12 protein-coding genes are annotated in these 13,471 nt (G+C 65.4%); 6 read left to right on the forward strand and 6 right to left on the reverse strand.

Annotation, left to right across the window (positions count from 1 at the left end):
- Positions 1–21: 21 nt before the first annotated feature.
- The 3 genes from IB258_RS19050 to IB258_RS19060 are packed head-to-tail and all read right to left on the reverse strand — an operon-like array spanning position 22 to position 2,636.
- On the reverse strand, positions 22–678 hold the full coding sequence (locus IB258_RS19050) for an isochorismatase family protein (protein WP_054458873.1): 657 nt from the start codon (positions 676–678) through the stop codon (positions 22–24).
- Positions 675–1,748 (reverse strand): 2,5-dihydroxypyridine 5,6-dioxygenase, encoded by a 1,074-nt coding sequence (locus IB258_RS19055; protein WP_192353022.1) that lies wholly within the window; start codon positions 1,746–1,748, stop codon positions 675–677. Before IB258_RS19055 ends, IB258_RS19050 begins: the two co-directional genes overlap by 4 nt.
- Before the next feature lie 51 nt (positions 1,749–1,799).
- Positions 1,800–2,636, reverse strand: a complete 837-nt coding sequence (locus IB258_RS19060) for an alpha/beta fold hydrolase (protein WP_054458877.1) — start codon at positions 2,634–2,636, stop codon at positions 1,800–1,802.
- A 322-nt stretch (positions 2,637–2,958) separates the two neighbouring features.
- Here IB258_RS19060 and IB258_RS19065 point away from each other — a divergent pair, with 322 nt between their 5' ends.
- The 4 genes from IB258_RS19065 (at position 2,959) to IB258_RS19080 (ending at position 9,061) form a co-directional block, all read left to right on the forward strand.
- Entirely contained in the window at positions 2,959–4,116 is a 1,158-nt protein-coding gene (locus IB258_RS19065; RefSeq protein WP_054458878.1) for an FAD-dependent monooxygenase, read from the forward strand.
- A 92-nt stretch (positions 4,117–4,208) separates the two neighbouring features.
- Complete coding sequence (locus IB258_RS19070; protein WP_119451705.1) at positions 4,209–4,730, forward strand: (2Fe-2S)-binding protein; 522 nt, start codon at positions 4,209–4,211, stop codon at positions 4,728–4,730.
- A complete protein-coding gene (locus tag IB258_RS19075; protein ID WP_192353023.1) occupies positions 4,727–7,684 on the forward strand; it encodes a cytochrome c in 2,958 nt (985 codons plus the stop codon). Before IB258_RS19070 ends, IB258_RS19075 begins: the two co-directional genes overlap by 4 nt.
- A 60-nt stretch (positions 7,685–7,744) precedes the next feature.
- Positions 7,745–9,061, forward strand: coding sequence for an MFS transporter (locus tag IB258_RS19080; protein ID WP_119451707.1), 1,317 nt, complete (start codon positions 7,745–7,747; stop codon positions 9,059–9,061).
- 28 nt (positions 9,062–9,089) lie between these two features.
- Here IB258_RS19080 and IB258_RS19085 read toward each other — a convergent pair whose 3' ends face one another.
- The gene (locus IB258_RS19085) at positions 9,090–9,557 is read right to left on the reverse strand and encodes a MarR family winged helix-turn-helix transcriptional regulator (protein ID WP_054458885.1); all 468 of its coding nucleotides are present in this window, start codon (positions 9,555–9,557) and stop codon (positions 9,090–9,092) included.
- A 189-nt stretch (positions 9,558–9,746) separates the two neighbouring features.
- On the opposite strand from IB258_RS19085, the gene IB258_RS19090 reads away from it, so the two are divergent.
- Positions 9,747–10,877: an FUSC family protein gene (locus IB258_RS19090; RefSeq protein WP_054458887.1), complete on the forward strand. Its 1,131-nt coding sequence runs from the start codon at positions 9,747–9,749 to the stop codon at positions 10,875–10,877.
- A gap of 6 nt (positions 10,878–10,883) precedes the next feature.
- On the opposite strand, the gene IB258_RS19095 is transcribed toward IB258_RS19090, so the two are convergent.
- Both IB258_RS19095 and IB258_RS19100 read right to left on the reverse strand, forming a co-directional pair.
- Complete coding sequence (locus IB258_RS19095; protein ID WP_175159774.1) at positions 10,884–11,732, reverse strand: DMT family transporter; 849 nt, start codon at positions 11,730–11,732, stop codon at positions 10,884–10,886.
- 120 nt (positions 11,733–11,852) lie between these two features.
- The gene (locus IB258_RS19100; RefSeq protein WP_054458891.1) at positions 11,853–12,761 is read right to left on the reverse strand and encodes a LysR family transcriptional regulator; all 909 of its coding nucleotides are present in this window, start codon (positions 12,759–12,761) and stop codon (positions 11,853–11,855) included.
- Positions 12,762–12,858: 97 nt separating this feature from the next.
- On the opposite strand from IB258_RS19100, the gene gstA reads away from it, so the two are divergent.
- The gene (gene gstA / locus IB258_RS19105; protein ID WP_175159778.1) at positions 12,859–13,464 is read left to right on the forward strand and encodes a glutathione transferase GstA; all 606 of its coding nucleotides are present in this window, start codon (positions 12,859–12,861) and stop codon (positions 13,462–13,464) included.
- Positions 13,465–13,471: the final 7 nt, after the last annotated feature.

The raw sequence follows: 13,471 nt of genomic DNA on the forward strand, positions 1-13,471 counted from the left end.
CGCCAAGGGCAGGGCCGCCGTTCATGGCCGCGTGTCGGTTATCGCCTGGTCCATGGGCATGACGGCGGCGTACTTCTGCGCCATGTCGAACAGGTTGGCCTCGTGCGGCCCCAGCGCGCGGTCGCCGCAGCAATCGGACACGACCAGCGGCCGGAACCCCGCCTGCATGGCGTCCACCACGCTGGCCCGCACGCAGCCGCTGGTGACGCAGCCCGCAACCAGCAGGGTCTGAACGCCGCGCTGCGCCAGCCATGGCGCCAGCATGGTGCCGAAGAAGGCGGACGGGGTGCTCTTGCGCACCACATACTCGCCGGCGGCAGGGGCAAGTTCCGGCACGATGGCGCTGTTGTGGCTGTGTTCTTTCAGCGCCAGCATGGCCGGTACCTTCAGGCAGAAGATATTGCTGTCGGCGTCGTCGTCCGAGAACACGATGCGGCTGTGCGCTACCGGCCAGCCTTGCGCGCGGGCGTGGGCCAACAGATGGCGCGTCTGCGAGATGGCTTCGGGGATGTTGCCGCCGCCCAGAACGGCCGGATCGGCGAAGCCGTTGACGAAGTCGATGATCAGCAGCCCATAGGGGGCTTTGAGCGGCAGCGGAGTGCCGAAACCCTGCCGCGCATAAGCGGAGATGTCGCCGGCTGTGTCATCGATGCGGGCGGGTTGCTGGGGCGCGTTCATTTGAGCTCTCCACGGCGCGCAGCGCGGGCCAGTCCCGGTGCATCCTGCACGACTCCGTCAATTACGACTGGCTGGCCGTCCAGGGCAACGCTGCAGCGGCGCATCGGGATGTCGATGTGGCAGGCGGTAGTGCGGCTGCCGCCAGCTTCGTTGTTGGGGCCCATGGACCACAGGAAATTGCCTTCGAAGGCGCGGGCGTCCATGCCGATATGGGCTTCCTTGTTGTAGTGGGCCAGCATGGACCACTGGGCGCGCGGCTGCAGGCCCCAGCCTATGTGGGATACGGCATAGGCCTCGGGATCTTCATACGCGGCCATGTATTCCTTGAGAATGTCGGCCTGCAGCCCGCCATTGATGCGGGTGACGTAGCCATTTTCGACCACGAGCTCGATCGGATCGGTCACGTAATCCTTCATAGGCAGCAGGATGTCTCCGCGGTCCAGCACTACGCGGCCTTGGCTATGGCCCTCGTTGGGCCAGGTCAGCACGAAGCCGCTGGGCCAATGATCCCAACGGCCGGGCTGGTCCACGAAACCATATTCGGAAATGGCGGGGAAGTCGCCCAACTGGCAGCGCAGATCGGTGCCGGCCGCCGACGTGATGTGCATCTGGCGCGATGCTTCGATCAGGCGGGCGGCGGCCTGCACGCGGGCGCGGTCCGCCTCGTTCGGCACCAGCCGGCACAGCACTTCGGGCGGCTCGATCGCCAGCAGGATCTTGGTGCCGGTCTGCAGGATCTCGTGTTGTTCGGGGGAGAACAGCAGTGTCATCAGGTCCAGCACCAGGTCGCTGGCGGTCAGTGCCGCGATGGCCGCGGCATTGCCGGTAAGTGGCGTAGCGCCCAGATACGCCAGGGCGTCGCGGCTGATGGACTTGTCGGCATTGACGGGCGGCAGGTCCAGCCGGGTGACGCGCGCGCCCATGTCGGTGGTTGCGGCGATGGCGCAACGCAGGGTCTGCGGATGCGTGTCGGCGCCGGTAAGCACGGTGACAATCTGGCCGGCTTCCAGCCGGGAGAGGGTGAGCACCTGTTTCCAGGCATGGATCAGATCGGTATCGCTGACGGACATGAGGGTTCCTTGGAGCGGCTGAATGGAGGCGTGCAGGTCCCGTGCGCGGTATCAGTCCACGGCGTGGCCAAGGAAATCGCCGAAGGCGGCGTAGAAGCCGGCTTCGTTGTCCCACGGAATCATGTGGCCGGCGCCCGACACCCGGACGTGCTGCGTCTGCGGCGCCAGGCCTTGCCATTCGGCGACGTCTTCATCGCTCACGACGCCGCCCCGTTCGGCGGTCATCAGCAGCAGGGGCAAGGCGATGCCAGGAAGGTCGGCGTGTATGTCGTCGCGGCCGAAATCCTCGAAGCTCTGGACGATGGCGGGTTCATGGCAGGTGTGCAGCCACTGGGCGCGCAACTGGCGTTGCGGTTCGGTCCAGGTCGGGCAGAACGCCCGCATGTCTTCGGCGGTCATGCCGCGCGTCGCCTGCCGGATGGAGTCCACGTACCACGCCAGGTTGGCGGGGTAGGCGCGGCGGCCCGGGCCCGAGACGGGCGGGTCGACGATGACCAGGCGCGCCAGCCCCTGCGGCTTCTTGCCCGCGGCGCGCACGGCGATGCGGCCGCCCATGGAATGGCCGACCAGCGCATAGCGCTCCAGTCCCAGCGCCTGCGCGAACGCCGTCACGTCGGCCGCTTGCGCGTCCAGGCCATAGTCCAGGTCAGGCCCGGACGCCGACAGCCCGCGTCCGCGCACGTCCAGCACATAGGTGTCGAATTGGCGGCCCAGGCGTTCGGCCACGAAGCCCCAGGTGACGGCGGGGCTGGTGATGCCGGGAATGATGATGACCGCGAGGCGTTCGGCGCGTTCGCCCTCAGGGCCGCCATAGCGCAGGTAGTGCTGGCGGATGCCATTCGCATGGACCTGGCCGCCGTAGAGATAGGTGCTGGAGTTCGTCGTCATGGGGGTGCCTTGAGAATCGGACCTAGGGTTTCCGATAAATTCAAAATAAAGTGTATACGCTCTATTCTTGCAAAGAGTGAGGCCGGTAGCCAACCTGGTTTTAGTAGTGGTTTTCACCTAATAAGGTGAAAAACATACGATATTTTTGATTTCGATTTTCGGAATTGCGAGCAAGTTGAAATTCTTGATATCAAAAAATGAAGTGTGTACTTCATAAATTTTCAACTCCAGCGCCTGGCGGCAGCATCTTCGTAAGCCGGCCGGCAACGCGTTCGCGCAATCACTTGTCCAGTCATTCATCATTCAGCAAGGAGTAGCCCCCGTGTCCAAATCCCCTCGTATCGCCATTGTTGGCGCCGGTCTTGGCGGCGCCGCAACCGCTGCGCTGCTGCTCAAGGAAGGACTGAACGTCCGTGTCTACGAGCAGGCGTCGGGGTTTTCGCGGCTAGGGGCTGGCATCCATGTGGGGCCGAACGTCATGAAGATCCTGCGGCGGATCGGCGTCGAAGATGCGCTGAATGCCCAAGGCTCCCACCCGGACTACTGGTATAGCCGCCATTGGGAGACGGGCGATATCCTGGCGCAGATCCCGCTGGGCGACTACGCCGTCAAGAACTACGGCGCGTCCTATCTCACCGTGCATCGGGGCGACTTCCACGCGCTGCTGATCGATGCCTTGCCGAAAAGCGCCGTCGCCTACGGCAAATCGCTGACCAAAGTCGAGGACCGGGGCGATGTGGTGGTGATGCACTTTGCCGACGGTACGTCCGAAGAGGCCGATATCGTGATCGGCGCCGACGGCGTGAACTCCCGCATCCGCGAAGAGTTGCTGGGGCCGGAACTGCCTAAGTACGCGGGCTATCTGGCGCACCGCGCGGTGTTCCCCACGCCGCCGGTCAAGAACGGCATGCTGCCCTTCGATTCCTGCGTCAAGTGGTGGAGCGACGACCGCCACATGATGGTCTATTTCGTGACAGGAAAGGCCGACGAGCTCTATTACGTGACCGGCGTGCCGGTAGAACACTGGGACTTGAACGACCGCTGGCTGCCCAGCAGCAAGGATGAAATGCGCGAGGCTTTCAACGGCTGGCATCCCACGGTGCAGGCGCTGATCGACGCCACCGTCGAAGTGACCAAATGGTCGTTGCTGGAACGCGATCCGCTGCCGCTGTGGAGCCGCGGGCGCATGGTGCTGTTGGGCGACGCCTGCCATCCGATGAAGCCGCACATGGCGCAGGGCGCAGCCATGGCGATCGAGGACGGCGCAATGCTGGCGCGCTGCTTCCGGGAAGTAGGCGTAGACAAGCATGAACTGGCGTTTGCACTGTATGAGGCGAACCGCGCGGAACGCGCCAGCAAGGTGCAGCGCATTTCGCACGACAACACCTGGCTGCGCACCAATGAAGACCCTTCGTGGTGCTTCGGCTATGACGTGTTCAACGAACCGTTGGTCGAACCCAAGGCGCGAGCCGTGGCGTAAGGGTTTGCGCTGCGTGGGGAAAAATGGACTTGATCCCCGGCCTGCGTAGCGGCAACCTTCCTACCTTTCAAACTCAGCCACGTGCCACGCCCATGGGATCCACCGTCTATCCAAGCAGCGCCCCGCAGCCGATCCGCCTGATGGTGAATGGATGCGCGCACGATGTGCCGGCTGCGCCCGGCACGGCGCTGCTGCACGTGCTGCGCAATGATCTCGAACTCAATGGCCCGAAGTACGGCTGTGGCCTGGGCGAGTGCGGGGCCTGCACGGTGTTGATAGATGGCGTGGCGGCGCGGTCCTGCGTGATTCCGGTCAAGGCCGCGCTTGGGCGTGCGATCACCACGCTGGAGGGCCTGGGTACACGGCAACGGCCCGGGCCAACCCAGCAAGCCTTCATCGAGTGTCAGGCGGCGCAATGCGGTTACTGCCTGAACGGGATGATCATGACGGTGGAGGCGCTGCTGCGACGCAATCCCTGCCCCACTGAAGCAGCATTGCGCAGCGAGTTGCACCACAACCTGTGCCGCTGCGGCACCCATGTAGAGATCATGCAGGCGGCCGTGCGCGCCGTGCAATTGCGCACGGCTGGCGTCGCGGACGATCCCGCCCCATGAGTGCGCACGTTTTCGGGGCCCCGCCGGCAAATGGCGGCCTGCCGACGGTTTTGCCCGCCGACGTATTGCATGGCATTGCGCTGCGGCCGCCTGAACTGGCGTGGGACGGCCTGCGCTACCGAGGCAGCCGGCTGCTGAGCGCGAGACTGGCAGAGGCCGGAGCCCTGGCTGGCGTGGTGGCGACGACGCAGCGTGCGCAGTTCATCGGCGTGGTTGCGGTGACCCTGCTGTATGCCCGGCAAGCCGCGGCAGAGTTGGCCCCCGTGTGGCAATCGACTGATGCGGGCGAGACAACACGCATGTCCACATCCGGCTCGGAGCAGATCCGTTACGGCTTGCGCCTGCCGTCGGCCGAGCCGCAAGCCGGCGTTCGCGTCACGGCTTGGAGCGTCGATGGGTATGCGGGCGTATGGCTGCCGGCGTGTGCGCCTGGCGTGCAGCATATTCTGCGGCGAGAGCTCGCGGCCTTGCTACAGCTGCCCGAGGCGGCGATACGGCTGAACATTGTTGACGCCAACGGTGCGACCGCAGTCCACCAGAACATGCCGCATCCGCTGGATCTGATGGATGCGGCTGCAGACGCTGCCTTGCTGTCGCAGGCCGTGGGCCGGCCTGTCTGCGTGGCCTGCCGCGCAGAGGCTGCGGACGAACTGGTGTTGCAAGCCCCTCAACCAGCGGTAGCGCCGGAACCTGCCTCGAACCTGCATGCAACGACGCCTGGCGTCGAGAGCACTCGCGATCAGCCCGCGATCCTGTGGGCGGACGCATCCTGGGCCATGCGCCCGAGCCTGGCGCGCTTGTTGAGCCAGCCCGGGCACGCGCGCGCGTCCGCCCAAGCGACGGTGCGCAGCGATTTCGCCGTGCAGGCCGGTACTCGGGCGGCGCTCCCCCTGCGCGCCAGCGTGGACGAGTTGAATGCGGCGCAAGTGTTTGCCCAGGAAAGCCTGTGGCATGAGCAGGCTTTGGCCCGCGGCGAGGAACCGCTCGCGTGGCGCCTGCGGCATTTGCCCGAAGGACCGGGGCTGGAACTCGCGCGCCAGGTGGTGGGGCGGGCGGAGCTGTCCAGGGACGACAACGACGCGCCGCGCATCGGCGCGTTGCGCGGCACAGGCTTCGCCACGGCGCAGGTGCACTGCGAGGACGAGACGGGCGCCGCGCGGACGGTATGGAGCGCCTGGGTGGCCGAGGTCACCGTACAGCCTCTTACCGGTCAGGTCGATGTGACGCGGGTGGTCGCCGGGCATGACAGCCAGCACTTGCAGCAGGCCCAAGGCGCGCCGATACGTGCGGCGATCGAGCATCAGACGCCCCGGCTGCTGGCCAATGCCCGTCGCCTGCTGGCGGGGCCGCCAGTCTTCGATGACTGGCGCAGTCCAGCGCTGGATGCCGAAGACGAACAGCACGGCGCATTTAGCCTATACGAAGGACACGATGGCCTGTCGCGCCGTGATGCAACCGAGGACGGCGTGTTGGTCCAGGGACAATTGGGCATGGATGGCGTGGTTACGCTGCCCGCCGCAGCCGCCATTGCCAACGCCATCCAGGACGCAACGGGCGTGCGCCTGCGGCAGGCGCCTTTCGATTCCGAGCAGTTGCGGCTGGCGCTCGCCAGCCGTCGCCGCGAGCGCATGCGCAATCCGCTGAGGCGCGGCAGGGTCTGGCTGGCGGCAGGCATGGCGGGCGTCGCCGGCATGGCCGCCGCGCTCTGGCCTGTCAAACCGGCGCTGCCGTTGACGGCCGGTCCCGACGTGTCGCTGTATTCGTCACGCGCGATCGAGCGCGGTCGCCTGGTGGCGGCGGCGGGCGATTGCATTGCCTGCCACACCGCGCCGGGCGGCAAGGCCAATGCCGGCGGCCTGGCGCTGGACACGCCATTCGGCACGATCTACACCACCAACATCACGCCTGACAACGAGACAGGCATCGGCCGGTGGTCATACACGGCGTTCGAGCGCGCCATGCGCCAAGGCGTGCATCAGGACGGGCGCCAGCTGTACCCGGCCTTTCCGTACACGGCCTACGCCAAGCTGAGCGACGCCGACATGCAGGCGTTGTACGGCTATCTGATGTCGCAGCCCGCCGTGCGCGCCGAGCCGCCAAAGACGCAGCTGGCCTTCCCCTTCAGTTTCCGTCCCTTGCTGGCAGGCTGGAATGCGTTGTTTCACGACGCCACGCCGTTCACGCCCGATGCGTCGCGCAGCGCGGAGTGGCTGCGGGGAGCCTATCTGGTGCAGGGGGCCGGACACTGCGCGGCATGCCACTCGCCGCGCAACCGCCTGGGGGCGGAAAAGACGGGCGTGCATTACCTGGCCGGCGGCGAGGCCGAGGGCTGGACCGCGCCCGCACTGAACCAATTGGCTGCGGGCTCGCGGGCCTGGACGGGAGAGGAACTGTTCCAGTATCTGCGCACGGGGTACTCGCCCCGCCACGGTGTGGCGGCGGGTCCGATGGCGCCGGTGATCCAGGGGTTGGCCGAGCTGCCGGACAGTGACGTAAGGGCCATCACCACGTATTTGCTGGATCTGCCGCAAGCGGCGGGCTCTGCCGGGGCCAAAGCTGCTGAGGCCTCGCCGGCTCCCGCGCCGGCCGCAGCCACGATCCAATCCCTACAGGGCCGGCGGGCAAACGGCGAACGCGTCTACCAGAACGCATGCGCGGTCTGCCACGAGGCAGGCAGCGGCCCGACGCTGTTTGGCGTGAAACCCCAATTGAACGCGAACACCAATCTGCACGCCGCTACGCCCGACAACCTGATCCAGGTGATTCTCAACGGCATCCAGAATCCGGCCAATGACGAGCTGGGCTACATGCCGGGATTCAAGGACAGCCTTGACGACAGACAGATCGCGGACCTGGTCGGCTATTTGCGGGAACGCCACGCGCCAGGGAAAGACGCCTGGCCAGACACGACGAACACGATTAGCAAGCTGCGCGAGCACGCGGAGCTGAACTAAAGGAAGCGCGGCCACAACGCGTGCGGCAGTTTGTGTTGATCACAACAAGGGGTTTCATCTATGTCAGCTTCATTGGTTTCAGTGGACAAGGCCATTTTGGTGGCCGGCGTCGGCAAGTTCCAGTATCGGCTATTCGTGATTTTTGGCCTGGTCTGGATGGCGGATGCCATGCAGGTGCTGTCGATCGGCTTCAGCGCGCCGTCGATCGCCAAGACCTTTGGCATTACCGTGCCGCAGGCACTGCAAAGCGGCACGTTCTTCTTCATCGGCATGCTGATTGGCGCGTTCGTGTTCGGACGCATGGCCGACCGCATTGGCCGCCGCCCTGTCCTGATGATTGCGGTGATCATCGACGCTTGCGCCGGCGTGGCGTCGGCCTTTGCGCCTGAATTCACCTGGCTGCTGTTCCTGCGCTTCCTGACCGGCATCGGCGTGGGCGGCACGCTACCGGTGGACTACACGATGATGGCCGAGTTCCTGCCCAGCGACCGCCGCGGCCGCTGGCTGGTGCTGCTGGAATCGTTCTGGGCCGTGGGCACCATTCTTCTCGCGCTGCTGGCGCTGGCGGCGACGTCGTGGGGCGACGATGCATGGCGCGTGATCTTCTTCGTGACCGGCCTGCCGGCGCTGGTCGGGGTGGCCTTGCGCTTCTATATCCCCGAATCTCCCATGTACTTGAACCGCAACGGCAAGTCGGACCGGGCGCGCAAGGTGCTGGAAAGGGTGGCGCGGGTCAACCGCCGCGATGTGGACATGCCCCACTTGCAGCCCGAGACGCCGGTGCATAAGTCCATGTTCGCGCTGTTCTCGGGCAACTATCGGCGCCGCAGTATCGGGCTGTTCCTTGCATGGGCGCTGATCTCCATCGCGTACTACGGCGTTTTCGTCTATCTGCCGGTGAAGCTCAGCACTGAAGGCTTCGCATTCATGCGCGGGCAGGAGTTCCTGGTGGTGCTGGCGCTGGTGCAACTGCCCGGCTTCGCGCTGTCCGCCTACGGCGTGGAGCGCTGGGGACGCAAGCCCACGCTGGTCGGATTCCTGTTGCTGAGCGCGGTGGGATGCATGCTGTACAGCCTGGGCACGTCGCCGTTCGTGGTGATCGGATCTACCCTGCTGATGAGTTTCTCGCTGCTGGGAACGTGGGGCGCCTTGTACGCGTTCACGCCGGAGGTGTATCCGACCGACCTGCGTGCCAGCGGCATGGGCATGGCGGGAGCCGTGGCGCGTTTCGGCGGACTTTTCGCGCCGGCCATCATCGCGCCCATCATGGCCAGTCACTTCACGCTGTCCTTGGCCGTGCTGTCCAGCATGCTGGTCGCAGGCGCCATCGCGATCTGGTCGGTCGACGTGGAATCGCGCAACCGCGCGCTGGACTGACCTTCACCTGACGAACGGCGGCGAACAGTCAACCCTGTTCGTCGCCGTTCAGCATTTTCGTCAATAGATAGTTCAGCGCCAGGCGTTCGGCAGGATTCAGGTTGCCGTACGTGCTTTCCGTGATCTGCTTGGCGAACGGCTCCATCTGCTGCACCAGTTCCTGGCCGATGGGCGTCAGGTTGATGACGACTTTGCGGCGGTCGACGGGGTCATGGTCCACCTGGACCAGTTCACGCTGCTTGAGCCTGTCGACCACGCCGCGCACCGTGGCCTGGTCGATGACCGTGGCCTTGACCAGATCGGCCAGCGAGCTCGCGCCCTTGTCCCGCACCGAACACAGCACGACGAACTGCGCCGCGGTGAGTTGGGAATCGGGAATGTACTGCTGGAATAGGGCGGTATGCCGCTGGTACACGCGCCGCAGCAGGTGACCGACTTGATCAGAAAACAAATAGCCATCCGTATTGGACGAGGACTTGCCTTTTATATTGCGCATAAGCCTATCCGAAGCAATGCAATGAGCATCATGATTTTTGTCAACGGCACACGCATTGGACGTGCTGAACGTACGGACTGAGCACGGATTTTACTGTGATGCCGCCGGTTGGGCGTCCTTGCCGCCTCTATCCACATTGCAGCCAGGCGGCGACAATGGCAAGCATGGAATTTCCGATCGGGCCTGTACATGAACAATAGCGATGAGCCGCAGGGCGGCGGCGGCCGTCCCGATTCCTGGCGTTCATTCGCCTTTGCAAAAGCGCGCCTTTTGGGCGTGTGGCGCGAACTGATCCGGGTCAACGCCAGCGACCGGCCCTGGGAAATGCCCCTGGCCGCGGCCCTGTCCTCTGGGCTGCCCTTGCTGGTGGGTGCCTATTTCGGACGCATGGACTACGGCCTGATGTCGAGCCTGGGCGGCATGGTGTTCCTGAGCCTGCCCAATTCCTCGCTACAGCACCGCATGATGATGCTGTTGGCGGCGTCCTTCGGCATGGTGGCCTGCTATGCGGTGGGCGCGCTGACGCAGTTCTGGCCTGCTGTCATGCTGGTGGCGTTGACCTTCATCGCCATGGTGGTGAACATGGTCTGCCGCTGCTACCGGCTGGGGCCGCCGGGCAGCCTGTTCTACATCATGGCGACTGCGATCGCGGCCTACACGCCGGGGAGCGTGGAAGAAATCCCCACACGCGTCGGCATGGTGGCCTTGGGCAGCCTGGTCGCGTGCCTGGTGGCGTTTGTGTATTCCCTGCACATGACGCGGGTCGCGCCGCCGCCGCCCGAAACCGCGTTGCCCAGGCCCACGTTCGATTTCGTGGTCTACGACTCCGTGATCATTGGCCTGTTCGTGGGTGTGTCGCTGTTGGTGGCCGAGTTGTTGCAACTGCCGCGCCCCTACTGGGTACCCGTCAGTTGCCTGGCCATCATCCAGGGCGCGACCCTGATGGCGGCCTGGAACCGTCAGCTGCATCGCATCCTGGGCACCGCCGTGGGCTTGTGCGTGGCATGGGCCTTGTTGAGCCTGCCGCTGAACGTATGGACCCTGAGCCTGGTGATGATGGCGCTGTCGTTCGGCATAGAAACGCTGGTGGTGCGCCATTACGCCAGCGCCGTGGTGCTGATCACGCCCTTGACGATCTTCCTGGCCGAGGCGCCGCACCTGGGACAGGGCTATCCCGCGGCCGTCATCGAGGCCCGCTTCCTGGATACGGTGGTCGGCGCGTTCATCGGCGCCGTGGGCGCCGTGCTGCTGCACAACCAGCGCATCCGGCCGCGGCTGTCGCGCTGGATGCGGGCGGTGCTGCCCAAGCGCGTGAACTGAAAAGGGCTATCGAGCCGGCCGCTTGACCAGCACCACCAACGCGATGCCGAGCAGGATCAGCACCGACGCCGTCACCAGGATTCCGGTCACGGGCTCATCCAGGAACAGGGTCCCGCCAAATGCCGTCAACACTGGCACGCTGAGCTGCACGGTGGCGGCGTGAGTCACTTTCAGGCCTTTGAGCGCCGCATACCAGAAGACATAGCCCAGGCCCGAGGTCACCGCGCCGGAAGCCACGGCATATGCCACGCCCGCAGCGTCGTAGCCCACGCGTGAGCTCAGCCCGTGCAGCAGGAATAGCAACAATGCGACAGGGGTGGCGCGGATGAAGTTGCCCGCCGTCGCCGAGGCCGCGTCCCTGGCGCTGCGGCCCAGCAGCGAATAGGCGCCCCAGGCGACGCCGGCCGCGATCATCAGCAAGGCGTGGAACAACGGCGGGGCGCTGACGCTGGGCAACATCAGGATCACCAGGCCGGCCACCGCCAGGCCTATGCCCAGCCCCTGCGTGATGCTCAGCCTCTCGCCGATGAAGAATCCATACAGGATCATGCTGATCTGGATCGACGCGAACAGCAGCAAGGCGCCGGTTCCTGCCGGGATCTGGGTGTAGGCATAGGCGAAGGCCACGGCATAGGCCAGCAGCGCCAACGCACCATGCCAATTGCCTTCCAGCGCCTTCGTCGGCTTGCGCAGGCGCAACACCAGCCACAGCACCAATGCGCCGGAAGCGATGCGGATGGCGACGAAGGTGGCCGGATCGATGGCGGTCTGCTTGAGCGCAAGGCGGCACAGCAGCGAGTTGCCGGCGAAGGCAAGCATGGAGAGCAGGGTGAGCGCGTACAGGCGGGGTGTCATGGCGCGGTGTTTCCCTTGGGCAGCGCTTCGGCGATCGTGTCCGGAAAAAGCGGGATGGAACGATGATCAGATCGTAGCGCGGAGTTTCGGCTGGCGGTTGGGATACGCGTGCGATTCGTCTCAGTGGGTACGTACTTTGGCCGAAGCTTTTGAGCTGAGGGCATGGGCGGCATGCTGCCACAGCGCGCCCACTGCCGCGGATTGCCGTCCAGCGGCAGAGCGCACCAGCCCGAACTCCCGGCGCGCCGCCGGGCTCAGCGGCAAGGCGCGCAACTGGCGCATGTCCGCGGGCAGCGTGGACTCGGGAACCACCGCGACCCCCATGCCCTCGCGCACCAGCGCGCAGGCGCTGGCCCAGTCGCGGACCGTGACGCGGATGTCGTTGAGTTCCAGTCCGGCCTTGCGCGCCAGGCTCAGGCCATTCACGGCGCAGCCGCCGGTCGCGAGAATGAACGGTTCATCGGCCAGCTCGGCCAGTGCGACGCCCCGCGACGACGCGCGGCGGCTGAGCGCATGCATGCCGGGCAGCAGCGCCATCCAGCGATCGCGGCCCAGGATCAGGGCTTGCCTTTGCGTTGCGGGGTTCATCACCACGCCCAGATCGATGGCGCCGCGCGACAGCCATTCCTCGACCTCTTCATCCGTGCCCTCCAAGGCCACCACCTCGATGCCGGGGTGGCGCAGCCGGAAGCCGTGCAGCAGGGGCGGCAGCAGCGTCGAGATGACCGAGGGAAAGCTGCCCAGCCGAATGCGGCCCTGGCTCAGTCCCTGGCTGTCGTCGGCCAGGGCGCGGATGGACTCCAGGTGAGACAGCATCGCGCGGGCGTGATCGATGACCTGTTCGCCCAGCGCCGTTACCGCCACTTCCTTGCGGGAACGGGTGAAGACCTGGAGCCCCAGCGACGCTTCCAGCTGCGCAATGGCCTGGCTGGCGCCGGACTGGGTGATGCCCACGCGCTCGGCGGCGCGGGAGATGTTGCCTGTGTCGGCCGTCGCGACGAGCAGGCGCCAATGCCCCAGGTTCAACATATTAAGTAGCTGAGCTAATGATAAGAGAATGGAGCATTAATTTTACCTGTGTGTCGCGGCGCGAGAGACTGCTCCCCTGTTGTTCCCTGGAGATGTCATGAAACTCTACTACGCCCCGCATACCTGCTCGCTATCGCCGCATATCGTCTTGCGCGAACTTGAATTGCCCTTCGAACTGGTCAAGGTGAACAACCAGACCAAGCAGACCGCGGACGGCCGCGATTTCCGCACCATCAATCCCAAAGGCTATGTCGCCGCGCTGGAGCTGGTAGATGGCGATGTGCTCACTGAAGGGCCGGCCATCGTCCAGTACCTGGCCGACCTGCGTCCTGGCATGCAGCTGGCGCCACCCAATGGCACGCGCGAACGCACGCGGCTGCAGGAATGGCTGAACTTCCTAACCAGCGAGATCCACGCAGGATCGGCGCCCTTGTTCCAGTCGGCCTTGCCCGAAGCCGCCAAGGCGCATTTCCGCGAACGGCTCTTCAAGCGCTTCGACTACTTGGACGGCATCCTGGCCGAAAGCACCTACTTGATGGGCCAGCAGTTCAGCGTGGCCGATGCCTATCTGTTTACCGTGCTGGGATGGTGCAGGTTCTTTGCGATCGACCTGGATCGCTGGCCATCCCTGGCGGCATACGCGGCCCGCATCGGAGAGCGCCCTGCGGTGCGGGCCGCGCTGCGCGCGGAGGCGCAGGGCTGAACGTCAT

Source organism: Achromobacter sp. ACM02 (genome assembly GCF_014851605.1).
Classification (GTDB): domain Bacteria; phylum Pseudomonadota; class Gammaproteobacteria; order Burkholderiales; family Burkholderiaceae_B; genus Achromobacter; species Achromobacter aegrifaciens.

What these genes read in the sequence shown, in the direction of transcription:
- IB258_RS19050 (WP_054458873.1), bottom strand. Translation starts at nt 678, where the DNA reads ATGAACGCGCCCCAGCAACCCGCCCGCATCGATGACACAGCCGGCGAC.
- IB258_RS19055 (WP_192353022.1), bottom strand. Translation starts at nt 1,748, where the DNA reads ATGTCCGTCAGCGATACCGATCTGATCCATGCCTGGAAACAGGTGCTC.
- IB258_RS19060 (WP_054458877.1), bottom strand. Translation starts at nt 2,636, where the DNA reads ATGACGACGAACTCCAGCACCTATCTCTACGGCGGCCAGGTCCATGCG.
- IB258_RS19070 (WP_119451705.1), top strand. Translation starts at nt 4,209, where the DNA reads ATGGGATCCACCGTCTATCCAAGCAGCGCCCCGCAGCCGATCCGCCTG.
- IB258_RS19075 (WP_192353023.1), top strand. Translation starts at nt 4,727, where the DNA reads ATGAGTGCGCACGTTTTCGGGGCCCCGCCGGCAAATGGCGGCCTGCCG.
- IB258_RS19080 (WP_119451707.1), top strand. Translation starts at nt 7,745, where the DNA reads ATGTCAGCTTCATTGGTTTCAGTGGACAAGGCCATTTTGGTGGCCGGC.
- IB258_RS19085 (WP_054458885.1), bottom strand. Translation starts at nt 9,557, where the DNA reads ATGCGCAATATAAAAGGCAAGTCCTCGTCCAATACGGATGGCTATTTG.
- IB258_RS19090 (WP_054458887.1), top strand. Translation starts at nt 9,747, where the DNA reads ATGAACAATAGCGATGAGCCGCAGGGCGGCGGCGGCCGTCCCGATTCC.
- IB258_RS19095 (WP_175159774.1), bottom strand. Translation starts at nt 11,732, where the DNA reads ATGACACCCCGCCTGTACGCGCTCACCCTGCTCTCCATGCTTGCCTTC.
- IB258_RS19100 (WP_054458891.1), bottom strand. Translation starts at nt 12,761, where the DNA reads ATGTTGAACCTGGGGCATTGGCGCCTGCTCGTCGCGACGGCCGACACA.
- gstA (WP_175159778.1), top strand. Translation starts at nt 12,859, where the DNA reads ATGAAACTCTACTACGCCCCGCATACCTGCTCGCTATCGCCGCATATC.